At 53.3% G+C, this 22,677-nt stretch carries 22 protein-coding genes; 5 read left to right on the forward strand and 17 right to left on the reverse strand.

From position 1 onward, the window contains the following. Nucleotides 1–12 precede the first annotated feature (12 nt). The 8 genes from ACVKSX_RS03480 to ACVKSX_RS03515 all read right to left on the reverse strand — a co-directional run bounded on the left by ACVKSX_RS03480 (nucleotide 13) and on the right by ACVKSX_RS03515 (nucleotide 9,768). Entirely contained in the window at nucleotides 13–348 is a 336-nt protein-coding gene (locus ACVKSX_RS03480; protein ID WP_022625647.1) for a gamma-glutamylcyclotransferase family protein, read from the reverse strand. Between the two features lie 224 nt (nucleotides 349–572). After that, nucleotides 573–1,289: a fimbrial assembly chaperone gene (locus ACVKSX_RS03485; RefSeq protein WP_346456693.1), complete on the reverse strand. Its 717-nt coding sequence runs from the start codon at nucleotides 1,287–1,289 to the stop codon at nucleotides 573–575. Beyond that, nucleotides 1,255–2,580 carry a fimbrial usher protein StbD gene (gene stbD / locus ACVKSX_RS03490; protein ID WP_029519063.1) on the reverse strand — a complete coding sequence of 442 codons (1,326 nt, stop codon included), beginning with the start codon at nucleotides 2,578–2,580 and terminating at the stop codon, nucleotides 1,255–1,257. The genes ACVKSX_RS03485 and stbD overlap by 35 nt, the downstream gene beginning before the upstream one ends. A 4-nt stretch (nucleotides 2,581–2,584) precedes the next feature. Beyond that, the gene (locus ACVKSX_RS03495) at nucleotides 2,585–5,146 is read right to left on the reverse strand and encodes a fimbrial outer membrane usher protein (RefSeq protein WP_354438354.1); all 2,562 of its coding nucleotides are present in this window, start codon (nucleotides 5,144–5,146) and stop codon (nucleotides 2,585–2,587) included. After that, nucleotides 5,118–5,864 carry a fimbria/pilus periplasmic chaperone gene (locus ACVKSX_RS03500; RefSeq protein ID WP_010670151.1) on the reverse strand — a complete coding sequence of 249 codons (747 nt, stop codon included), beginning with the start codon at nucleotides 5,862–5,864 and terminating at the stop codon, nucleotides 5,118–5,120. Before ACVKSX_RS03500 ends, ACVKSX_RS03495 begins: the two co-directional genes overlap by 29 nt. A 57-nt stretch (nucleotides 5,865–5,921) precedes the next feature. Continuing rightward, a complete protein-coding gene (locus ACVKSX_RS03505) occupies nucleotides 5,922–6,467 on the reverse strand; it encodes a fimbrial protein (protein ID WP_010670150.1) in 546 nt (181 codons plus the stop codon). A 20-nt stretch (nucleotides 6,468–6,487) separates the two neighbouring features. Further along, on the reverse strand, nucleotides 6,488–7,006 hold the full coding sequence (locus ACVKSX_RS03510; protein WP_223565442.1) for a helix-turn-helix domain-containing protein: 519 nt from the start codon (nucleotides 7,004–7,006) through the stop codon (nucleotides 6,488–6,490). Nucleotides 7,007–8,748: 1,742 nt separating this feature from the next. Then, nucleotides 8,749–9,768: an alpha/beta hydrolase gene (locus ACVKSX_RS03515; RefSeq protein WP_354438356.1), complete on the reverse strand. Its 1,020-nt coding sequence runs from the start codon at nucleotides 9,766–9,768 to the stop codon at nucleotides 8,749–8,751. A gap of 752 nt (nucleotides 9,769–10,520) precedes the next feature. Between ACVKSX_RS03515 and uraH the strand changes: the two genes are divergently transcribed. After that, the gene (uraH, locus tag ACVKSX_RS03520) at nucleotides 10,521–10,943 is read left to right on the forward strand and encodes a hydroxyisourate hydrolase (protein WP_010244915.1); all 423 of its coding nucleotides are present in this window, start codon (nucleotides 10,521–10,523) and stop codon (nucleotides 10,941–10,943) included. A gap of 14 nt (nucleotides 10,944–10,957) precedes the next feature. On the opposite strand, the gene ACVKSX_RS03525 is transcribed toward uraH, so the two are convergent. After that, nucleotides 10,958–11,881, reverse strand: a complete 924-nt coding sequence (locus tag ACVKSX_RS03525) for a LysR family transcriptional regulator (protein ID WP_111533807.1) — start codon at nucleotides 11,879–11,881, stop codon at nucleotides 10,958–10,960. A gap of 152 nt (nucleotides 11,882–12,033) precedes the next feature. On the opposite strand from ACVKSX_RS03525, the gene ACVKSX_RS03530 reads away from it, so the two are divergent. Beyond that, nucleotides 12,034–12,783: a glucose 1-dehydrogenase gene (locus ACVKSX_RS03530; protein WP_089414182.1), complete on the forward strand. Its 750-nt coding sequence runs from the start codon at nucleotides 12,034–12,036 to the stop codon at nucleotides 12,781–12,783. A 264-nt stretch (nucleotides 12,784–13,047) separates the two neighbouring features. After that, nucleotides 13,048–14,148, forward strand: coding sequence for an NADH:flavin oxidoreductase/NADH oxidase (locus tag ACVKSX_RS03535; RefSeq protein ID WP_010670145.1), 1,101 nt, complete (start codon nucleotides 13,048–13,050; stop codon nucleotides 14,146–14,148). 43 nt (nucleotides 14,149–14,191) lie between these two features. Here ACVKSX_RS03535 and ACVKSX_RS03540 read toward each other — a convergent pair whose 3' ends face one another. Further along, entirely contained in the window at nucleotides 14,192–14,776 is a 585-nt protein-coding gene (locus tag ACVKSX_RS03540; protein ID WP_010670144.1) for an NUDIX domain-containing protein, read from the reverse strand. Nucleotides 14,777–14,858: 82 nt separating this feature from the next. Here ACVKSX_RS03540 and ACVKSX_RS03545 point away from each other — a divergent pair, with 82 nt between their 5' ends. Further along, complete coding sequence (locus ACVKSX_RS03545) at nucleotides 14,859–15,608, forward strand: DeoR/GlpR family DNA-binding transcription regulator (protein WP_033771771.1); 750 nt, start codon at nucleotides 14,859–14,861, stop codon at nucleotides 15,606–15,608. On the opposite strand, the gene ACVKSX_RS03550 is transcribed toward ACVKSX_RS03545, so the two are convergent. The 3 genes from ACVKSX_RS03550 to ACVKSX_RS03560 form a co-directional block, all read right to left on the reverse strand. After that, on the reverse strand, nucleotides 15,601–16,119 hold the full coding sequence (locus ACVKSX_RS03550) for a glutamate racemase (protein WP_346551325.1): 519 nt from the start codon (nucleotides 16,117–16,119) through the stop codon (nucleotides 15,601–15,603). The two genes, ACVKSX_RS03545 and ACVKSX_RS03550, sit on opposite strands and share 8 nt — an antisense overlap. Before the next feature lie 132 nt (nucleotides 16,120–16,251). Next, on the reverse strand, nucleotides 16,252–16,650 hold the full coding sequence (locus tag ACVKSX_RS03555; RefSeq protein WP_354438359.1) for a VOC family protein: 399 nt from the start codon (nucleotides 16,648–16,650) through the stop codon (nucleotides 16,252–16,254). Nucleotides 16,651–16,791: 141 nt separating this feature from the next. Further along, nucleotides 16,792–16,935, reverse strand: a complete 144-nt coding sequence (locus ACVKSX_RS03560) for a hypothetical protein (RefSeq protein WP_022625658.1) — start codon at nucleotides 16,933–16,935, stop codon at nucleotides 16,792–16,794. Nucleotides 16,936–17,368: 433 nt separating this feature from the next. On the opposite strand from ACVKSX_RS03560, the gene ACVKSX_RS03565 reads away from it, so the two are divergent. Beyond that, complete coding sequence (locus tag ACVKSX_RS03565; protein WP_010244937.1) at nucleotides 17,369–18,400, forward strand: NADP-dependent oxidoreductase; 1,032 nt, start codon at nucleotides 17,369–17,371, stop codon at nucleotides 18,398–18,400. Nucleotides 18,401–18,441: 41 nt separating this feature from the next. Here the strand turns inward: ACVKSX_RS03565 and ACVKSX_RS03570 are convergent, their stop codons facing one another. Genes ACVKSX_RS03570 through ACVKSX_RS03585 form a run of 4 tightly spaced genes read right to left on the reverse strand, consistent with a single transcriptional unit; the run spans nucleotide 18,442 to nucleotide 22,668 of the window. Then, entirely contained in the window at nucleotides 18,442–19,302 is an 861-nt protein-coding gene (locus ACVKSX_RS03570) for a PfkB family carbohydrate kinase (protein WP_061703957.1), read from the reverse strand. A gap of 2 nt (nucleotides 19,303–19,304) precedes the next feature. Further along, a complete protein-coding gene (locus ACVKSX_RS03575; protein WP_010244943.1) occupies nucleotides 19,305–20,162 on the reverse strand; it encodes a MurR/RpiR family transcriptional regulator in 858 nt (285 codons plus the stop codon). Continuing rightward, the gene (locus ACVKSX_RS03580) at nucleotides 20,162–21,133 is read right to left on the reverse strand and encodes an ABC transporter permease (protein WP_033787872.1); all 972 of its coding nucleotides are present in this window, start codon (nucleotides 21,131–21,133) and stop codon (nucleotides 20,162–20,164) included. Before ACVKSX_RS03580 ends, ACVKSX_RS03575 begins: the two co-directional genes overlap by 1 nt. A 32-nt stretch (nucleotides 21,134–21,165) precedes the next feature. Further along, nucleotides 21,166–22,668: a sugar ABC transporter ATP-binding protein gene (locus ACVKSX_RS03585; protein ID WP_031592323.1), complete on the reverse strand. Its 1,503-nt coding sequence runs from the start codon at nucleotides 22,666–22,668 to the stop codon at nucleotides 21,166–21,168. Nucleotides 22,669–22,677 lie beyond the last annotated feature (9 nt).

Consider the following 22,677-nt stretch of genomic DNA (forward strand, 5'->3'; position numbering starts at 1 on the left):
AGCGGTAATAGCTCAGCGGCTTTCCTGCGGCTGAAGCTGATAAATCCACGCACTGTATTGCCGATTATCCTCGGCAGAAACGCGAACCTCAACGCGATCGTAGCCATCTTCAAACGCATCCAGCATCGGCCAGTGGGCGTCCAGCTGGTCGGAGAGAAACAGATAACCCGGCACGTCGGGCCCATGCTCATCCAGAACGATGCCCGGAAAATCAGCCGCTGCGCCCCAGCCGCGCTGATAGAAGGTACCGTTCACCGAACCGGCCAGCCATTCTCCGCCAATATTTTCCAGGATATGGGCATTCTCGCGTCCCGGACAGAGCGTGCCATAGACAAATAAGCGTTTCATTTTTTCTCGTCGTTGAAACAGTGGAAGCCAGCAACTCTAGCGCGGCTAAAATGGATTGTCTTGCGGAACTGCCTCTTGAACCTCTCAAAACGCCATGCGTAGGTAAATTCTGCGTACTGCCAGCCCCATCAGATGCGCAGAATTCATGTAGCGACGCCCTGGACTGCCGCAAAAGGTCGGATTTATGTGCACTCTGCCTGTCGGCAGATGGCACTCCCGTCCGGTTACTTCAAGGTTGTCGTGTAGTTAACCGGAATCCCCTGGTCATTGATCACCGCATAACTCACTGACTCACCGGGTTTCGGCGGAGTGTGACTGTCAATGTAAGCATCAGATTGTGGGGCAAGAGTGAGATTTTTTATTGATGGCTGACCTTCAGAATAGACATTCATGCTCATGAACCAGGGAGTAGGGTTGGTTATGGCGATTTTATTTCCCGTTACCGCGAAACGGAGCTTTTCCGGATCGGTGGTCAGCGGGGCGTTTAGTCCCTCAGGCCGTATAAAGATTTTTAGCCGGATTCGCAGCGGTAACACCACTTTACGTTCAGCCGCGTTAAGCTCTTTTTTCAGCGCAGGGATCTGATAAATATTTAACCAGTAGAGGCTCTCTTTGTCCGCGGGCAGCGCCTGACGTGAAGTGAGTACCAGACGCAACGATCGCATTTCTCCCGGATACATTTTTACCACCGGCGGTATGACTATGACGGGCGTGATGCTGGCGTCGGGTGAGAGAGTCAGGTCACCGTCATCTGTCCAGATTTGCAAATACGTTTCGTTTCCGCCGCTGTTGACGACGTTAACAGACTGGCTCAGATCCGATTGATTGAAAACGATCCGGGTTTTATCCACATTGACCACCGCCCAGACGCTGAATGAGAGCAGGACGCCAGATAGCACGACGACGTTACTGAAAACTGACCACAACCTGTAACTGCGCATTGACTGTTCCTGCTGTAATAGTTTGCCCGCTGAGCGCTTCAAGAGAGGCGGTGAAATCACCACTGTAAATATCAGCGCCTCCTGAGGAGATTTGCGACGTTAAATCTTTATAGGCATACCAGCCACGGCTGTTGCCCGTGCCCGTCACTGTTCTGTCAGGCAGTAAATTGAGCGCCATATTATGACTGTCATAAATTTTTATACCGACGCCGGAGGCGGCAGCGCTGCTACCATAGTGGGTATCCAGCAGCCAGGTTAGCCCGCCGCCAGCTGTACTCAGCCCCAGATTTCTTGCCTGCGTCACCGCATTTGACTGGTTAACGAGAAAGCCCATAGCGACATTTGCTGACGTGATCGTCGATGTACTGGTGCCGGAGATGGCACCGGACTCACACTGGATAGTGATAGTAAAAGGAGCCTGACTTTTCCCGCCCGCGGCAAGGGTATTCACGCTTACGGTCGGCAGCAGCACCACCGAAGGATAATCCTGGACTTCGCATAGCGCGCCACGCACATAGGTGACATTTGAGAAGGTGCTCCAGGCAGCGGGCCAGTTACGGTAAAAACCATACCAGTAAGAGAGACTATCCTGGCCCACTTTCAGATTATTGGTATCCAGCCCGGGTCCTTTAAAAGCAATATATCCGCGAGGTTGTGTCCAGTTGTCCACATAGCGATTGCTGTTGCTGGCGTAATAGCGCGTAGAGTCTATTTTAAACATTTCATACAGCACATTGCTGAAAGCACTGGCCGGAATATAAATATAGGTGCCATCAGAATACCAATCACTGGCTGTCAGCTGTCGGGCTTTCCAGTAGCGACTGTAATATTCGCCGGTTGTCAGGTTAGTTAGCCTGACGGCAACATTTGCAGCGACATCATAATAGGCGCCGTCCACTTCAGAGGTAATATATTGACCGGCATAGGGGCTGTCGCCATTGGTGGCATACATCTCATACAAACTGTCTGCATCTGCCACGGCGCAGCGGTAAAGAATCTGGTTAGCTGAGTAGGAAACATTGCTGGCCGATGACAGAAAGCTGCCTACCGAGCTGGCCAGCAGTGTGCCAGAGGGCTGGAAGGTCTTTCCGCTATTGATGCTGATCACAGATGGCAGGCCCACATTCCCTGAGCAGGTGTCGCAAGCGCCGGTCCAGTAGGCGGCGGTATAGCCTGCTGCAATCGCGCTTTGAGACAACGAGGATGTGGCGGTAACAACACTGCAATTAGCCCAGGCGGGCACATTGAACAGCAATAATAAGATATACAGGAAATATTTTTCGATTCTCACACGATTAACCCTTATGGCAGACAGCATCCAGGCGAACAATATTCTCATTCACGCGACCGGTTATTTGATAATTAACAAAACATGTTTTATTGCCCTTATATTCCCAGTTTACCTTTAAGGTTCCAGAGTCATGCGGTACACGTGCATATAATTGACCACCCTGGCCCACAATACCTATCACGGTATTATCAGCATCACGGACCTCGGTGCCCATTGGCGGGATTTCATGATCTTCATTTTTGAGCGCGATTAAGACGGCCTTACCCTGCAGCGTGGCAAAATTAATTCGGGTAACGGAACCGGCATAGGGCACAACGCGCTGGCTTCCGCCGCTTAATTCGGCATCAGCATTCATATAGCGTGTATCAAGGCTGACGGTGTTGGCCTGATATGGCGTCAGCGACGGCAGGATAGCGTAACCAAAATGATCAATGACGGCACCCTGACCATTGCGTACGCTGGCGCCCTGGGCACCATCCGCATGGATAAGCGCAAAAGTGTCGCTGGTATAAGGCCCGGCGGTAACGCCGCCGCGATGAATCAGCAACGTACCAGAAAGCCCTAATCCAGCCTGGCGATAATTATCCCCCTGACCATAATTCGCCCTGACCGCGCCTGCGCGCGTATTCTGCTGAATATTTCCGCCGAACGAGACACGGTGGCCGCTGTTACTTTGCGTATTTTCGGTTCCGCCATACAGGGACCAGGATCGCTGATTGTTCTCGCCAGATGAACCGGTCAGTGAGAGCGTCGAATTGCGCGTTTCTTTAGACTGGTTGTAGTTATAGGCCACTGAGGTAGTGTGATTGCCCCAGTTCAGCGGAACCGAGACATTCAGTGAAACGGTATTTTCGGTATATTTCTCGCGGTATGCGTTATCACCATCGTCCAGGTTCAGCCCGAAACGATCATAATTCCAGGTAGTACGCTGACGGGCAACGTTGAGACTGTAACTGATGTTATTCCAGCTGTTGCTGTAACCTGACTGAAGCTGAGTAATACGTGACCGGTTATTATAGTAATCCGCCGTGCTGCCGCTCAGGCTGATTAAGCCATAATCGGCCATTGACTGACTCAGGGTCACAGAAAAATTATTACGCTGATGCAGCGTATCTGAATAGTAACTGATGCCATTGTCCTGCTGGCACCGAACGCCCAGCACATCCTGCAGGTCGCGATAACCGCTGGTTGAGTAACGATAGGCGGCCAGGACCAGGTTGGTGCCGGTAGCAAAGGTTTTGCTGTAGCTCAGCTCGGCGCGCCATCCCGAGGCATTTCTGTTCTGTGCGACCTTTGCATCAGAAAAGGTGGTGTTTAATCCCACTGCGCCCGCTGCCGAAGTCCAGACACCGCCAAGCAGCCAGGCCTGATAGTCCTGAGCCAGCCGCGATCCTGCCGTAGCGGTCAGTCGGTTACTGATACCGCGCTGCAACAGCCCTTCGAAGAAGGTGTTATTAACTGAGTAGAATTGCCGTACCCGACCCAGTGCAACCGAGTAATGCCAGTTTCCCGGCCTGACCGAATCAGGCACAGAGGCATAAGGAACGGTAAACGAGGACGTTTTGCCATTGGCTTCAATAATCTCAACATCGAGATCGCCCTGGCTTCGGGTATTGTACAAATCGTTGATCACGAAGAGACCAGGCGCCACGCTGGTCTCATAAATAACGCGATTCAGTTGTCTGACGATAACCCGGGCACTGGAGGAGGCCACACCGCGAATTTCGGGCGCATAACCACGCCGGCTTTGCGGACGCATCCTTTCATCGGTAGTGAGCTTAATGCCATTATAAGAAAGGCTGCCAAACTGCGAACTTTCTGTATAGCTGTCGCCCAGTGTCAGCAGACTGTTCAGCGGTTCAATGGGGCGCTGAAGCCAGGTTCTGACCGTTGTGTAGCGAACGTCACTGCCGGTAACGTTATTGTCGATAAACCGCAGATTGCCCTGATGGCGCAGCTGCCAGTTATCAATATTAGTGCCCGCCGTGATGCCACTCCAGAGATACTGGTATCTGTAACCGGAAGCGGTATTTTCCGTCCAGCTATAATTGGTGTTATGCCGGATGAAAAGGGCGGAGATCCCTTTATCCCATTCGGCGACGGGAATATTTCCCCTGGGAAGATGAATTAACTCCGCATCCGGAATGGTGAACTGCAGCCGCAGTGAAGCCTGATCAAATTGCCAGCGGGCCGCTGATGACCAGTGACGCAAGGGCTGACAGCCCTCGCTGGCTGAGGATTTATTCAGTGACTTAAGGCTTAATGATTCAGCCACCGTCAGCGGGAGACAAGGTTCTATCGGCTGACCTTTCTCTGCTGACAGAAAGGTCAGGGTGACGCCGCTTTTAACCAGCTTATTGTTAACATAGATATCGACATAATAGTTTCCGGGGGCGATAGTCTGATGATTAAACTGATCAATATTCTGGCCAAAGGCGGAACCTTTAAACAGCGAAGGATCGAAATAGTACTCATCAGCGTGTCCATACGTTGAAAAAGTAAATGATGCACAGAGAGGCAAAAAAAAGATGCGGATATTACCTGCCTGCAATCGGATAGTCTTCACTGACTTTAGCTCCCTGGTCATTCATTGCTGAAAGAGAAATCACGCTATTAGCTGATAAAGAGTGCGTTGCCGGTTTACACCTGACTATTTTTTTGGCAAAGGGTGCAATCATTTCGGCTTCGCAGGCTGTTTTTTTGCCTGCTGTTTTTATTGCAACCTCTGTAAGTGAGAGATACCAGGGTTGAGTGTTGTTGATTTCAACCCCCTCTTTTTGCATCGTTACTTTTACACCGTCGAAAACATTAACCGGCTGACCAATCGCTTTAGGACGATAAAAGAGTTTCATGCGGTTACGTAACATTAAAACAATACTGTTACGGCCTGATTCCGCCTGAATATTACCGGGGGGGATCTGCAGGGAGTTGAACCAGTAAATCGTCTCGCGATCCTGTGGTAATGAGACATTAGGTATGAATCGGATTCTTAAAACCTGGCCGGTCAGAGGCTGGATCCGAAACAGCGGTGGCGTGATAATAAAAGGCACGTCACTCTTATCGCCAGGTTGCGAATCCATATTGCCATTATCAAGCCAGGCCTGAATGACATAAGGAATATTATCGTTGTTCTTTAACTGAACATCGACGGAGAGAGCATTACCCGGATAAATAATTCGGCTGCCAAGAATAGTGACGCTTGCCTGGACGTTATCCGAAATAAACGTCATCAAAAAAATCAGTATTACCATTTTTAATGGGAACAGCATAATGCGCGAATACATGTCGGATATCTCAAGCGTGGCGTGCGTATCTGGCTATCCAGATACGCACGAAAAATATTACTGGTAAGTCACGGCATATTGCAGTGATGCGGTAACGGTACCCGCCGTTGGCGTGCCGGATGCGTAATAACGGGCAGAGTAGGTGGCAGAGCCAGAAGTTTCACCGGTCTGCAGTGTCAGATCACCGCTGCCGGTATAACCACTGGTCAGATTAACCACCGCATCTTTCGGATCGAGGATTTGTACCTCAACATTTTTTGCGGTTCCGGTGTTAGATAAATTACCGGCAGCGCTAACGTTATTCCCCACAAACACCGTCGAGATTTTGGTGGCCGAGGTACTGTCCCCGGCGCAGCCGCTAACGCCCACGGTGAAGGTGGTATCACCCGCAGTTGCACCAGAGGCAGCAAGGTCCGAAGTACTGACCGTTGGCAGCAGCACGACAGGGGACGCATTGTTGCCATTTACGGAAACAGAACAGGTTTCAGTGGTCACTTCTCCCTGAAAGTTGATGGTGTTATCTGAAGCTGCAAACACGCTGGCTGACACCAGCCCGGCACTGATTAACACAGCAAGATTAAGCGTTCTGAATTTGGTGTTCATTTAATACTCCTTTATCATAATTATGCGGAAAATAACTGATTGAGGCTGATGCCCATTTTCCGGCGAATGGCATCTTTGATGTTATAAACACGCTTGACTTCAACTCCCATTTCTCTGGCAATAATCGGTAGTGACAGTCCGTTCATCGCCAGATCAAGGAACCGAACTTCATCCTGTTTAAGTGCATTCACTTTTTTCCTGACCTCGCCTTTTAAACCGAAATAACAGCCCTGGATTTGTCTGTTTATCTCATCCAGGGACAAATCGGCATAAATCACAGTTTGTATACGCAGGTCCTCTTTTTGCCAGTACGCCGCAAGCGGCTCCATATGGCGATCACTGACGATAATCAGCATTAATCCCGTATGTTTCAAATACTCAATCCAGTTGCTATTGGTAAAATACCTGACATTTTCCCTGGAGAAGTCAACGAATACACATCCTCTGCAAAAGAGGCTCTCATATTTTCCAGCGACCATGCTGAGTATGGATGAAGAGAAAAAATGATTCCCTCCAGGCCAGGTGGTAATTTTTTGCAACGGACATCTGTTATAAATGTCTGAAGCGCGATGGGTGAGATCACAGCCATATTTACAACTGGCGCAGCGAATTTCCTCTCTGGTTATCTTTATCATAATATTTTGGCGTTGTTGCGAGAGTTGTGATTATTTTATCGATAAAAATCTCCGCGTTTCAAGGCGATGAAAATTATCCGCTATTTTCTTCATTCGGATTTTTCTTAAGGGGTCACCTCCACGGGCGGGAGTAATATTTGTTGAAAATTCGGGACAAAAAGGGCGACGACGCCCTCAGCAGTGCTGAGAGACCAGGATTTTTTTACGTCCGTTAGGAATATTTCGCAAATAACGCCACTTTGATCAATAAAAATTCCGCACTCAATGCTAAATATGTGCGAATTTTGTTCAGTGATCAATTTTGTATATAGCGGCCACTAAGATGGCATTGATAAATGACTTTTTACTGACTCTATTATTGCTTTCTCCCTTACTTCATTGAAACGATCTGCATTTTAAATGGCTTTTATAAAAAAATTAGCGACGATATTTATAGTTCACATCCCATTTTATTAAGAATACTCCTGGTAACAAAGATGTTAATTGACGCACTTACTATAAATATTGATCTAAATCAGTTATTTAGTGCATGGAAACATCACTATTTTGGTCAGTGTCATTAAAAGAAAAGAGATCTATATTTATTTCTTTCCCGGACGTTATCATTCAGATTTTGTATACGAAGAATCATTCTTGCTGTGCGAAATTTACGTTCTACTTTTTTGTCAGATTATACAAGATAGTTATTGGATGACAGGACAGAGCAGGGACGTTACACCTCATTTTGCGTGTCGCTGATAGTGCTGAAAACGACCGGATGTTACTGACTCTTATTTTCAATGCTCAGGGCAAAAGCATCACTGCGCTGCGGTGACTGCCTTGCAATCGCAATGCGAATAGCCGGTATGAGTCCGGCTGACCAGACAGCCAGCAGAAAGCTGACTCAGGCTTTCTTGCTCATTACAGGATTAACCTGGCAAGGAACAGAGTGAAGAAAGCGTAGTTACACGTGGACGCGTTTACGACAATTTAATGGTACGCAAGGCAGACAACGAGGATGAACATAAAGCGGTGATGCACATAGACGCCTCTACAGCATTTTTGTGCCCGACAGCCCTGATGAATGCGCTAATTTTCACGTAGCGACGTCACTGCTTAAGTTGTGCAAAGCACCTGAGCAGAGAAACGGTCAGAATGCGCAGCAGTGCATCCAGCCAGCCGCAAAGGGCGAAGTCGTCATTGCATCGTCCGGCTGCAAATCTCCGATATCAGGTTTGTTGATGAGAGGATAGCGTGTAGAGTCGCTGAAGAAGATGTCCCGCAGGGAAAGCCATGCTGAATAACGTAGCATCACATTATTTCAGTTTCGGAACAGCGTAAGCAACAGTAACAAGGTCAGGCAGACGTTGTGATCGTTTCTGACAGATTTAGCTGTACAGAGGAAAACAGTCAGGATCAGCCCAAAATGGTGAGCAGACCATACAATAGAGCATCACGCTCCCGATCATAATCAATATGCGCATAATGTATATTATGTTAAATAAGATATTAACAGCGCACTTATCGCTTCGATACTGCTCCGTTCTTTCCTGGTGTTCCGGCAATCGCACTGCCCTGCGTCTTCGAACTGATTCCTTCAAACTTACTGTATGGTAAGAACCCCGGACGAAGATTCGGTCCGGGGTTGGTTTCATGTGACCGGTCAGTTATTTGAGATGCGAACGCAACTCTTCACCCGCCTGATTAATAGCTGTTCTGACCGTGGGTTCCTGACTTAACGCGTTCAGCAAACCGTAATCATGAATCATGCCATTGTAGCGCGTCACGGTAACCGGCACGCCTGCTGCATCCAGCTTACGACCGAACGCTTCACCTTCATCACGTAACACATCCAGCTCTGCAGTCTGAATCAATGTTGGCGGCAGCCCCTTCAGCTGTTCAGTGGTGGCACGCAACGGTGATGCCAGGATGTTATTACGATCTTTTTCCGAAACGGTATAGTTATCCCAGAACCACTTCATCATGTTCTTCGTCAGGAAATGTCCGTCAGCAAATTGATCATACGACGCGGTGTCGAAACGCGCATCGGTAACCGGCCACAGCATCACATCATAACGGATGGCCGGCGTTTTAAACTGCTTCGCCTGCAAGGCAACCGCCGCCACCATGTTACCGCCAACGCTATTACCAACCAGCGCCAGACGTTTTCCGTCAACGCCAATTTCAGCGCCATGTTCGGCGACCCATTTAGTGGCGTCATAAGCCTGAGTAATCGCCACCGGGAAATGGGCTTCTGGCGATGGTTGATAATTGACAAATACCGCAGCAGCGCCGGATGCATTCACCATGCCACGTACCAGTCGCTCATGGGTCGGAAAATCACCCAGCACCCAGCCACCGCCGTGGAAGAACATAAACACCGGCAAGGTGCTGCTGGCGTGCTCGGGCTTAACGATGGTCAGCGTCAGAGGCTTGCCCTGTACGGTAATGATCTTCTGTGAAATCTGTGCCGGCGGCAGTTCTGCGCCCTTCTGCGCCCCCGTCAACACCGCTCGGGCATCTTTGACGGAGAGTTGCTCAATCGGTTTACCACTCCCGCTGTTGAGCGCCTTCAGGAAAGCGGCCACGCCTGCGGTCGGTTGCGGACTGTTTTCAGTGGGTGCAGCAAACGCGGTACTCATCTGGCTGGCTAACAATAATGCACTGGCAATCAGTTTCATTTTCATCACAGGGTTCCAATTAACTTGCTATTAAGTAGTGTGCTATCTGGTTGGCAGGACAATGACACGGCGAACCTGGATTGTAAACTACTAAATAGCACACTATTTATCTCAAGCTTTTACCCTCTCTGACTATTTTCGTCATTAACAGACTACTTTGCTGCTATCTGTACCTATTTTCAGCAATTAAGCACTGCGCCTGAGCACCTGAAAAAAGTTAAAAGCATAGAGTTTTTTCTGGTTAAGTTCAGCATGGACGCCAACGGTGCTCGCTACCCTATCCCGCTGCCGCTGCCGCTGCCGCTGCTGAGTCCGTTCGGTTATACACCCTGTCTCGGTCAGACCTTTGTACGTATCCGGCTCGCTGACCAGACGTGCCGGATTCACATTTTCACGTCATTCGCGACGGAAAGCAGCCCGCCCACGAGTCGATACATGTCCGGTAGTTGATAACTGACGAGACGATTCTGTGGATAGATCAGAGGATTGCTATCGCTACGTTGCCCGCCAGGGGCCAGGCTTTGTTTTATTGCTGAATTCAGAGAGGATTTCATCTGGTGCCTCTGTTCCCTGATTAGCTATGACTGCACAGGTGCTGGACTATGATTAAGCAGAGATTTTGTATGATGTAACTAAAGACATTTTTCTTCTTTCTCAGAAATTTCACATTTCCTGCGGCTAAATATCTCTTTGCCCTCAGGCGCATTACTCTCTCTGCACTGTCACCCGACTTCAGACAATCAATAAAGGAAACATTGATGAAAACTTCATATGCCTTGATCGCAACATTACTGATGACCTCTGGCGCATCCGCTATCGCTGCTCAGCCTGCTACCGCTAAAAACCCACTGAGCGTGCACGTTCTTAACCTGCAAACTGGCCAGCCAACGGCAGGCATCGAAGTTGAACTGGATCAGAAGCAGCAGGATAACTGGGTGAAACTGGCGTCAGGCGTCACCGATAACAATGGTCGCATCAGCGCCCTGTTCCCGCAGGACAAAACAGCCAGCGCAGGCAGCTACCGCGTGGTGTTTAAAACCGGTGACTTCTATAAAAAGAACAACCAGAAAACCTTCTTCCCGGAGATCCCGGTTGAGTTCAATATGGAAGCCAGCGGTGAGCACTACCATATCCCGTTGCTGCTGAGCCCGTTTGGTTACTCTACCTATCGCGGCAACTGATCCCGATCCGGCACTCAGGTGCCGGATTTCCCCTCTCCCGCTACCCGCGCCGGAAAGCACTCCACCAGCCAGTCGATAAATACCCGTAGCCGTTGCGTTACGTGCCGGTTTTGCGGATAAACCAGATGAAACGCATAACCCGCCGGACGCCAGTCGTGCAGGATCTCAACCATTTCTCCCTGCCGCAGAATCGACGACAGCGAATAATTAAATGTCTGAATGATCCCAAGCCCTGCCAGTCCCGCGGCCAGATGCGCGTTGCTTTCATTGACGCCTATGCGATGCGCACTGGTGATCTCAATTTTCTCTCCCTGACGTTCGAACCGAAGCGGAAATGGCTTGCCGGTTTGCGGCGAGAGATAACTCACCAGCCGGTGTCCGTTGCGCAGTTCATCAGGATAGGCGGGCACGCCAAACGCTTTAAGGTAGGCGGGTGTCGCGCAGGTAATGAGCGTAGCGTGCCCTATCAGGCGGGCAATCAGTGAGGAATCGACCAGCGGACCGCCGCGGATCACACAATCAACGTTGTCACTGATAAGATTGACCGGGCGATCGGATACGCCCAGATCCAGCGTAATATCAGGATAGCGGGCAAAGAAATCGGGCAGCAGCGGAATCAGAACGTCCCTGGCGGTAGATCCGCCGACATCAATGCGTAACTGCCCACGCGGCTTACTGCGCAGTGAATTGAAACAGGCATCAATATCTTCGAGATCGTGCAGGATGCGCAGCGCTTTCTCATAGTATTCACGCCCTTCTGCGGTGACGGTCACGCGTCGGGTGGTGCGCTGCAGTAGCCTGACGGAAAGATGCGCCTCCAGCTCCTGAACCAGTTTACTCAGCGTCGCCTTCGGCATATTCAGCGAGTCCGCCGCCCGGGTAAAACTGCCGCTTTCCACCACCCGTGAAAAGGCTTTTATCGCCAGCAGCTGATCCATTCTATCTCCCTATTATCCACCCGTGTGGATAGTCATTTTCATTTTAGCGGATTTATCCGCCAATCCTCCTCTCTTACAGTAGCAATCAGTCCGGCAGCCCCGCTGACCGGGAATAACCCAAACTGTCTAAGAGACTATCCGGAGAAGAACTTATGAACGCATCACTCGCAGGAAAAATTGCACTGGTTACAGGCGGAACGAGCGGAATTGGCCTGGCTACCGCCCGGGAGCTGGCGGCACAGGGCGCACAGGTTTTTATAACCGGCCGTCGTCAGGCGGAGCTGGATGCCGCCGTCGCTGAAATCGGCGGAACCGTCAGCGGCATCCGCGCAGACGCCTCACAACTGCACGATCTCGATGAGGTTTACTCGCGAATTGCAGCACAGGCGGGACGCCTCGATATTCTCTTTGCCAACGCCGGGGGCGGCGACATGCTGCCGCTGGGGGCGATTACTGAAGAGCATTTTGACCGTATCTTTGGCACTAACGTACGCGGCATGCTGTTTACCGTACAGAAAGCCCTGCCTCTGCTGGTTGATGGCGCATCGGTAATTCTGACCGGATCGACTGCCGGAGCGCAGGGTACTGCGGCTTTTAGCGTCTACAGCGCCAGTAAAGCGGCAGTGCGCAATTTTGCCCGTTCGTGGGCGCTGGATCTGAAAGATCGCGGAATCCGGGTCAATGTCGTGAGCCCCGGCCCTGTCCGTACGCCTGGGCTGGGTGATCTGGTCAGTGAAGATCAGCGTCAGGGCTTGTTTGATGCGCTGGCAGCACAAATACCGCTTGGCCGCCTGGGTGAACCGCAGGAGGTTGCCCGCACCGTTGCGTTTCTCGCCTCGGATGCCGCCAGCTTTATCAATGCGGCAGAACTGTTTGTTGATGGCGGAATGGCACAGGTCTGAGACTCACCCTGTAGCTGAATATCAGACCCTGATGATTGTCCTTATCCGGTACGCAAAATCCCGGTTCGCCGGGCGTGAGCAGCAAAGCTGCGCCTGGCTGAACCGTTAACGTAATAACCCCTGTCAAAGGCAGCAGGCTGCGTTGATCTGTAACCTGAATCCGGCACGCCGTCATAAAATGTCACGTTGAAGAAACACCCGCCTGGCAAATCCCCCGCTATAGTTATTGCCTGTCACGTCAGTCATAAAAACCATGGAGATAACATGAGCCAACTTTTTTCCACTGTCTCGCTGGGCGAACTTACGCTGGATAACCGCATTGTGATTGCGCCGATGTGCCAGTACTCCGCTGAGGCGGGCAATGCGACCGCCTGGCACCGTATCCATCTTGGCCAGCTGGCCTTTTCCGGCGCAGGTCTGATGATCATTGAAGCCACCGCCGTAGAGGATATTGGTCGCATCTCCCCAGGCGATCTCGGTTTGTGGAATGATGATAATGAAGCTGCGCTGAAAACGGTTCTGGAAGATGTCCGCCGCTACTCCTCTATTCCGGTTGGTATTCAGCTGGGCCATGCGGGACGCAAAGCGTCGTGTGCCGTACCCTGGGAAGGCGGTAAGCAGATTGCGCCTGAAGCCGGCGGCTGGCAAACCGTGGCTCCGTCCGCACTGAGCTACAGCGCGGATGAAGTGAAACCGGTTGCCATGCACACTGACGATCTGGCGAGGGTAAAACAGGCCTTTGTCGACAGCGCCCTGCGTGCGGTGCGTCTGGGAATTCAGCTCATCGAAGTGCATGCCGCACACGGCTACCTGCTGCATCAGTTCCTGTCGCCGCTGTCGAATCAGCGCAGTGATGAATATGGCGGCTCGCTGGAAAACCGTATGCGCTTCCCACTGGAAGTCTTCAAAGCCGTTCGCGATGCCGTACCCGCTTCCGTGCCGGTAGGCGTGCGCATTTCTGCCACTGACTGGGTTGAAGGCGGCTGGGAGATCAATCAGTCAATCGCCTTCTCGCGTGAGCTGGAAGCGCTGAACAGTGCTTATATTCATGTCTCAAGTGGTGGTTTGTCGGAAGACCAGAAAATCAGCGTCGGACCCAACTATCAGGTGCCGTTCGCCCGCGATATTCGTGAGCAGGTGTCGATTCCGGTGATTGCGGTCGGCTTAATTACTGAGCCGCAGCAGGCAGAAGATCTGCTGCAACAGGGTGAAGCTGACCTGGTGGCGCTGGCGCGCGGTATTCTTTACGATCCGCGCTGGCCGTGGCACGCAGCCGCTGCGCTGGATGGTAAAGTCCAGGTTCCGCCACAGTATCTGCGTTCTGAACCGCACGATGTAAAAGGCATCCTGACGCAGGATCAGTAAGCTTTAACGGGCAGACCGCATTAACACCGGTCTGCCCGTTCTCTTATAAAATGCCTTTCAGCCGCAGATGCTGCAGCAGCATGATGGTCTTGGCATCCACAATCTCACCCTGGTCAATCGCCTGTAACGCCTGGTCAAAACCGATCTCAAGCACCTCGATATCCTCACCCTCTTCCGCTATTCCGCCGCCTTCACCGCTACGCTGCTGATCGCCATACTCGGCAATAAAAAAGTAGAGTTTTTCAGTAACCGAACCGGGGCTCATAAAGGCTTCAAACACCTTCTGCACATGGCTGACACGAAAACCGGTTTCCTCTTCGGCTTCGGCAACAATACGCGCTTCCGGCGAGGCGTTATCCAGCAGACCGGCGGCTGCTTCAATCAGAAAGCCATCATGCCCGTTCAGGAAAATCGGAAAGCGAAACTGACGGGTCAGTACCACCGTACGTTTGTCACGGTTGTAGAGCAGGATCACTGCGCCATTACCGCGGTCATAGGCTTCACGGCTCTGCTCCTGCCAGCGACCGTCACGGCGCAGCAGCGAGAACGTATATTTCTTCAGGGTATACCAGTTGTCTGACAGCAACTGCTCATTGATGATGCGCACGCGGGGATGGTTCTGCTGCATGATGCTCTCCAGGATAGTAGACAGCCATCACGCTATCATGCACAATCGTGCAACTTCAAGAAAAAACATGCAAAGGCCAGTCATGCTATCCAGCCAGCGAAAACAGACGATTCTCGCCCTGCTCGCCCAGGAAAAACAGGTGCAGTCGCGCGATCTCAGCCAGCGCTTTGGCCTCTCCGAAGACTCTATCCGCCGCGACCTGCGTGAACTGGCGGCTGAAGGATTGTTGCAGCGGGTACATGGCGGCGCGCTGCCAGTTTCCGCTGCGCTGGCCACCTTTGAAACACGCAAAAGCGTGCAGACTGCTTCTAAGCAGGTTATCGCGCAAAAAGCCGTTTCGCTGATTCAGCCGGGGCAGATCGTACTGATTGATGGCGGGACCACCAGCGCGGAACTGGTGCGACGGTTACCCGCCACGCTGAGCTTTACCGCGGTCACGCACAGTCCCAGCGTGGCGCTGGCGTTAGCCGATCATCCACTCGTGGAGATCATACTGATTGGCGGGCAGCTCTATAAACATTCAGTGGTGACGGTGGGCGCAGCGATGCTGGAGTCGATCAACCGCATCAATGCCGATCTCTTTTTTATGGGTGTCACCGGCGTGCATCCTGCGGCAGGCCTGACCACCGGTAATTTTGAAGAGGCGACGGTCAAGCGTGCGCTGGCAGGACGCGCAGCGGAAACCGTGGTGCTGGCGTCAGCGGAAAAGCTGAACTCCGCCTCGGCATTTGCCATAGGCGACCTGTCGCTGGCCAGCACGCTGGTCGTGGAAACGCAGCCGGACGAGGCGCTGCGACAGGCGCTGAGCCAGCAAGGTGTGACGGTCATCTGAGTTCGTAGCAGGCCTGCAGCGCAAGATGCGGACCGGTCAATGGTCGCTGTGTGTCAGGAAACTGCTGTGCTACGGGCGTCATTGAGCTTTGCGCCAGGGCCACCGCAACGGCTCCCTGCTGATAAGCCTGCTCTGCTGCTGCTGCAATCAATGCAAAATAGCGTGTTGTCTCCCCCGCTTTAAACGCCGTCCACGCTCCCTCCACCAGCGCGACCTCCACCTGGCTGCCGGGCTGACAGAAAAGTGCCCGCGTCACCGCCAGCGTTGATTCTGCCGCACAGAGCGCGACTGTGCGCCCTGCCTGACGCTGCAGCGCCTCCGCCAACATCCCGTCGGTGCGCATAACCCGATCCTGTGCGCTGAAATCACCGGCAACCGGCCCCAGCGTCGAGCAGGTGATCAGTACCGCATCAAACTGCGGCAGCAACGTTTCAATCATTTGGGCAATACGGCGGCGTAACGCAGTCGTCATCCCGCCGCTGCGTTCCGCTTCTGCCAGCAGCGCAGGCATCACCAGATGATTCAGCGGCGGATTGTCACGCGCCAGTGCGCTGGCGGCATCATCAAATATTGCGATATTACTGGCCGCGGTGTGAAAACAAAGAATGTTCAGGGTGAGCTCCGGTTCACTGAATGGGCATGGTCAATGTGCGGGTTGCCAGGCAGCATGCTGGATAACAACACGATAACCATCCCTGTCGCTGAATGTCACGCCCCGTTGATCCCAGTAAGGATTCAATGCAGGAACCCGCATAAATCCTGCCTCATCCATACAGGCACATCGGGCCAGCCAGTCAGGCCGTTGCGGAATGTAGAGCACCAGCAGGTCCTCATCTGTTGGCGATGGCCGGACGGGATGCGTGTGACAGAGCGTGAATTCGAGATGCCAGGCCAGCCCTTCAGCGCCCAGCATCACGCCACTGAACCCCTGATGATCAGTAAACTCACCGATTTCTTGCAACCCCAGCCCGTCACAATAGTTCTGACTGCTTTGCGTCAGGTCTGTCACCGGTCGGGCAATACGCAGATGCTGGATAATCATGGTTCTCTCCCTGTAGAGTTCACTGATATTTATCACAATCTTCAGAGCTTCCCGTGACGCCGGATGCGCAGCAACTTCCCATGCCCATAAATTGAAGGCATAAAAAAACCCGCCTTAGCGGGTTTTGGAGGAAGCTGACAGTCAACCAGCCTTTGCTTCGCGTGAACGCACTGTGCCTGAGCGCTCCGCAAGATCAAAAGATTCTTTGAGCTGACGCATTGCTTCCGCTTTACGCTCTGCAACTGTCATTTTTTTCAGGGTTGAAATATCGTGTTTTGAGTACATAACCTCTTCCTCCTTCGCCTATGGCGGTATTCACTTCATACATTACATCACGGGGCGGATGCTGTAAAACCCGGTCTAGAAGCGTTTTAGCTTCTCTGTTTCGGCAATCGCAAAATATGCCCTGGCCCTGTAAGTCTTGTGGTGAAGCGTAATGATAGTCGCCTCCCTCTGACCTGGATGCGTGTCATGCCGCACTGCTGTTGACTCGCCTGCCCGTTTTTTGCAAGCGGATGTGAACAGCCATCAGACTGAATCCATGACGCCAATGGTCCTGCATCCGCTGTGTCCCCGTGGTTAGCACCCTATGCCCTGTTATCGGTAAATCAGTTTACCGCTCACAGCGCTAAACGCATTCCCGCCGCTGTCATCTACACTTTCCCGGTATTCATATGGTGATGCCCTGAGCATTGCCCGGCTATAAAAGGATGACAATATGACTGAACAAGCAACCCAGAACCATGCCTGGTTACTGGCTTCACGCCCACACGGTGAGCCGACCAAAGAGAATTTCCGCCATGTGGCGCAGCCCGTCCCGGAAATCAAAGAGGGTGAAGTACTGCTGAAAACCATCTATCTCTCGCTTGACCCCTACATGCGTGGGCGGATGGACGAGGGTAAATCCTACGCCGCGCCGGCAGAGCTGGATCAGCCGATGGTGGGCGGCACCGTCTGTCAGGTCGCCGAATCGAAAAACAGTGATTTTAAGACCGGTGACTGGGTGCTGGCGCAGAGCGGCTGGCAGGAATATGCCGTCTCCGATGGCAAAGAGATTGCGAAGCTGGGCAACGATCTGCCTCATCCCTCATGGGCGCTGGGTATTCTCGGTATGCCAGGCTTTACCGCCTATATGGGTCTGATGGATATTGGTCAGCCGAAAGCGGGTGAAACCCTGGTCGTTGCCGCCGCAACCGGTCCGGTGGGCGCAACGGTCGGTCAGTTGGGTAAACAGAAAGGCTGCCGTGTCGTTGGTGTGGCGGGCGGTGAAGAAAAATGCCGTTACGCGGTCGATACGCTGGGCTTTGATGCCTGCCTCGATCACCACAGCGCCGACTTTGAAGAGCAGCTGAAAAACGCCTGCCCGGATGGCATCGATATCTACTTCGAAAACGTCGGCGGCAAAGTGTTTGATGCCGTATTCCCGCTGCTGAACACCGCTGCGCGCGTGCCGGTCTGTGGTCTGGTCTCGGCTTACAGCCAGCGTGAGCTGCCGCAAGGCCCGGACAGAACCTCTCTGATCATGGCGGGCATTCTGAAACGCCGTATCCGTATGCAGGGCTTTATCATCTTCCAGGATTATGGTGACCGTTACCCTGAGTTCCTGGAGGCGATGCGTCCGCTGGTGGAGAACAAAAAAATCCACTATCGCGAGCACATGATTGAAGGATTAGAGAACGCGCCACAGGCGTTTATCGATATGCTGAATGGCAAAAACTTCGGTAAAACCGTGGTGAACGTCGGTGCCTGATGACGTTAGCGTGCCGCGTCACTGACGTGGCACGCCATTAATCAGTGCGGCTGCCGGGAAACGTGTTCGGCAGCTGCACGATTTGCCGCACTCACCGCTTCTGCCAGCGTTACCCCGCTACTCAGGCGCTGACACAACACGCCGACAAAACAATCCCCGGCACCGTGGGTGCTCACCAGTGTCACCTTCTGCGCCGCCAGTGTATGCGTCTCTCCCGCCTCGCTGTAAGCCACACCATGTTCACCAGCGGTAACCACCACTCTGGCAAACCGGCTGGCCAGCGATTCTGCCGCTGAGCGCGCCGACGTCAGATCCTGCACGCTAATCCCGCACATATCGCGCGCTTCAATGGCGTTCACCACCAGCAGATCAATACAGTTTTCAAACGCGGCTGACAACGGCCGGGCGGGCGCGGCATTGACGCAGACCGTAATCCCCCGCTGCTGTGCCGCCTGGGCCGCACAGAGGTTCACCGCTTCAGGGACTTCATTTTGCAGCACCAGCAGCGACACCTCCTGCCAGAAGCCGGGTTGCTCAAAGGTCTCCAGCGGGATCTGCTGATTAGCATTGGAGACCACCACCGCACCGTAATCTCCTTCGGCATCGGTAATCGCCACGCTCATCCCGGAGGGAAGCGCATCAATGATGCTGACGGCGGTGCAATCGACCCCGGCCTGCTGCAGATGATCCAGCAGGAATTGCCCCTGCTGATCGCGCCCCACTGAACCGGCGAAGCGCACTGCGGCACCCGCGCGTGCCGCTGCGACGGCCTGATTACCCCCCTTGCCACCAAACTTATAGTGACAGGCGCTGCCCATCACCGTTTCGCCTTTTTCCGGGCGATGGTGTGCATCCAGCATAATGTCGTAGTGAAGACTGCCGGTGACTGCAATTTTGCTCATAGCTAGAATTCCCGCAGATCCTGAACCGCATGCTGGGTTTTCATCAGGTTCTTCTCCGCCCGCTTCAGATCTTTCTTGGCGATAGCGACAAACAGCGCATCCAGAATATTGAGCTGGGCGATGCGTGACGCGGCGTTTTCACCCAGCAGATGCGATCCCTGAGAGGTTGAATTGAGGACCACATGCGCACTCTTCGCGATCGGGGATTCGGCGTAGTTGGTAATGGCGATAACTTTAGCGCCATTCCTCCCCGCCAGTCTGACCGGATCGTTCACCGCACGCGTAGCACCCGAATGGCTGATGGCGATAACCACATCGTCATCAGATAACACGGCGGCTGACATCAGCATGATGTGGGCGTCGTCATAGGCAGTCGACTTAATGCCAATCTTCAGCATCTTGTGTGACAGGTCCCGCGCCACGGCGGCAGAGCCGCCCACGGCATAGAGATCGATATGACGCGCTTTAAAGATAATGTCCGCCGCACGATTGAATTCAGAAACATCCAGAATCGATAAGGTCTCTTCAATCGCCTGGATAGAGGTTCTGAAAACTTTGGCCAGCAACTGCTCCGACGAATCATCCGGCTCAATTTCCGCATGCAGCCCTGCCACTTCAGACTGGTTGTAATAGATCAGGCCACTTCTGAAATGCCTGAAGCCGGTGAAGTTAAGTTTTTTGGTAATCTTAACGATCATCGCTTCAGAGACATTATTCTCCCGCGCAATCTCCTTTAATGAGGATTGCTCGGTAATGTCGGTTCGGGCAATTATCGCCTCAGCTACCCGACGTTCTAACGGCGTCAGCTGGGGCAAACGCATACGAATCTGAGCGCCAATGGCTCGCGGATCTTGCTTCATTACTTGCCTCGGGTCGCCCGGTCAATCAACATCGCTATGATAATAATAAGGCCGGTAGCGAGCAATTGGTAAAAGGCCTGAATGTTCAGTAAGGTCAAGCCATTACGTAACGCACCGAGGATAACCACGCCGATCAGCGTTCCGAAGATACTGCCCTTGCCGCCCATTAACGACGCACCGCCAATGGCCGCCGCCGCAATCGCATCCAGTTCCCACAGGTTGCCGATGGTCGGTTCGGCAGCCCCCAGACGACCAATCAGAATCAGCGAGGCCAGTGAGGCCAGTAAGCCGGAGAAGATATAGACCGTGACCTTGGTGCGCTTAACCGGCACACCTGCGACCCGCGCCGCCTCTTCATTGCCGCCAATCGCCAGAATATATTCCCCCAGCGGGGTCTTATTCATCACCGTCCACAGCAGCAGCGCAATCACTGCCACAATCACAATCGGCGTCGGGATACCGAAAAGCGTACTGTTAATCAGGCTGCGAAATTCCAGCGGAATACCGAAGATGGGATTGCCGCCGGTGTAGATCAGCGCAATTGCCCGGAACAGCGACAGGCCGCCCAGCGTCACAATAAACGGCTGCAGCCCGGCATAGGCGATCAGCGTGCCGCTGAACAGCCCGCACATCGCGCCCACACCCAGCGTCGCGAGGATCGCCAGCGGCACCGGCACGCCCGATGCCATCAGGGTTGCACCCAGCACCGCAGAGAGCGCCGCCGTGGGGCCGACCGAGAGGTCAATCCCGCCGGAGATAATCACCAGCGTCATGCCCAGTGCGATCAGGGCGTTGATTGAGGACTGCTGCAGAATATTCAGCAGATTAGGCAGGGTGAAAAAGACCGGCGACAGAAACGAAAATGTCACCACGATAATCAGTAAGCCAATTAAGGTACCGGCATCACGCAGATTAAATTTAAGCCGCAGCGCAGGTCGGGGACCCGGCCCGGTAGATGTCTGAGTTGTCATAGTTATAACCTTAAATAGTGTCAGGTAAGCGGTCAGGCGGTCTGGTCGATATCTTTGATGGCATAACGGGCAATGTTCTCTTCGGTGATCGCGCTGCCGGTTAACTCTTTGGTTATCCGGCCCTCGCGCATCACCAGCACCCGATCGGAGATACGCATGATCTCGGTCATTTCTGACGACACCACCACAATGGCTTTGCCCGCCTGGGCCAGTTTTTCAATCAGGTGATAGATTTCAGACTTGGCACCAATATCGATACCGCGCGTCGGCTCATCAAACAGAAACACATTGGCATCCGCCGCAACCCAGCGGCCGATGATCACTTTTTGCTGATTGCCGCCGCTCAGCGTGCCGATGGTTTTCTCAATGTCGAGCGGGCGCAGTTTCAGGTCGCCCATGACCTTCAGCGCCTCGCGGTCCAGCCGGGCCTGGTTCATCAGCCCCGCCGACGTGAAGCGGTGCATCGACGGCAGCGCCATATTCATCTTCACCGCCCGCTCTTTGATAATGCCCTCTTTTTTGCGGTCTTCTGGTACCAGGCCAATGCCCGCCTTGATCGCCGCACGCACGTTGTGGTTCTTCACCGCGGCACCGTTGACGCTCACCGTGCCACGGGTGCGCCTGTCGATACCGGCAATCAGCTTCAGCAGTTCGGTGCGCCCCGCGCCGACCAGCCCGGCAATCCCCAGCACTTCGCCCGCACGAACGCTGAAGTTTGCCGCCACCACCTCATTGCCACGCGTCAGATCTTCTACCCGCAGCACTTCGCGATCGGTGACAAACGCCTGATGGTCAAGCTTGTCGATCTTCCGTCCGACCATTTTGGCGACGATGCTCTCCTCATCCTCATCACTGATGTTGACCACCCCCACCTGCTTTCCGTCACGCATAATGGTGGCGCGGTCGCACACCCGGAAAATCTCATTCATCTTGTGCGAGACATAGATCAGCGAGACGCCGGTCGACTTCAGATCGCCAATCAGCTCCGCCAGCCGGTCAAATTCGCGTGGCGTCAGGCTGGAGGTCGGCTCATCCATGGCGATGATTTTGGCGTCATCCAGCAGCGCCCGGGCAATCTCAACAATCTGCTGCTGCGATACCTTGAGGTTCCTGATCGGCGTATCGGGATCGATAGTGGGATCCAGCGTCTTCAGAATCAGGGTAGCCCGCGCCAGCTGGGCCTTTTTATCCACCCACCAGCCCCCGGCGCGGGTCAGCGGGCGACCCAGAAACATGTTCTGCGCCACGGAAAGCTCAGGCACATGCTGTAACTCCTGGTGGATCATCGCGATCCCGGCCTGACGGGCGCTGAGCGGACTGCGGATCTGCACCCGGTTTCCATTGACGCTGATCTCTCCGCTGTCCGCACCGCGAACGCCGGAGAGGATATTCAGCAGCGTCGACTTACCCGCGCCATTTTCCCCAATCAGCGCGTGCACCTCGCCGGGCCGCACTGAGAAATCGACATCCTGCAGCGCGGCGGCGTTACCGTAACTTTTGCTGATGCCACGCATCATTAAGCGAAACTGTTCCATACCCGCTCC

The sequence above is a fragment of the Pantoea sp. PvP021 genome (assembly GCF_054056055.1).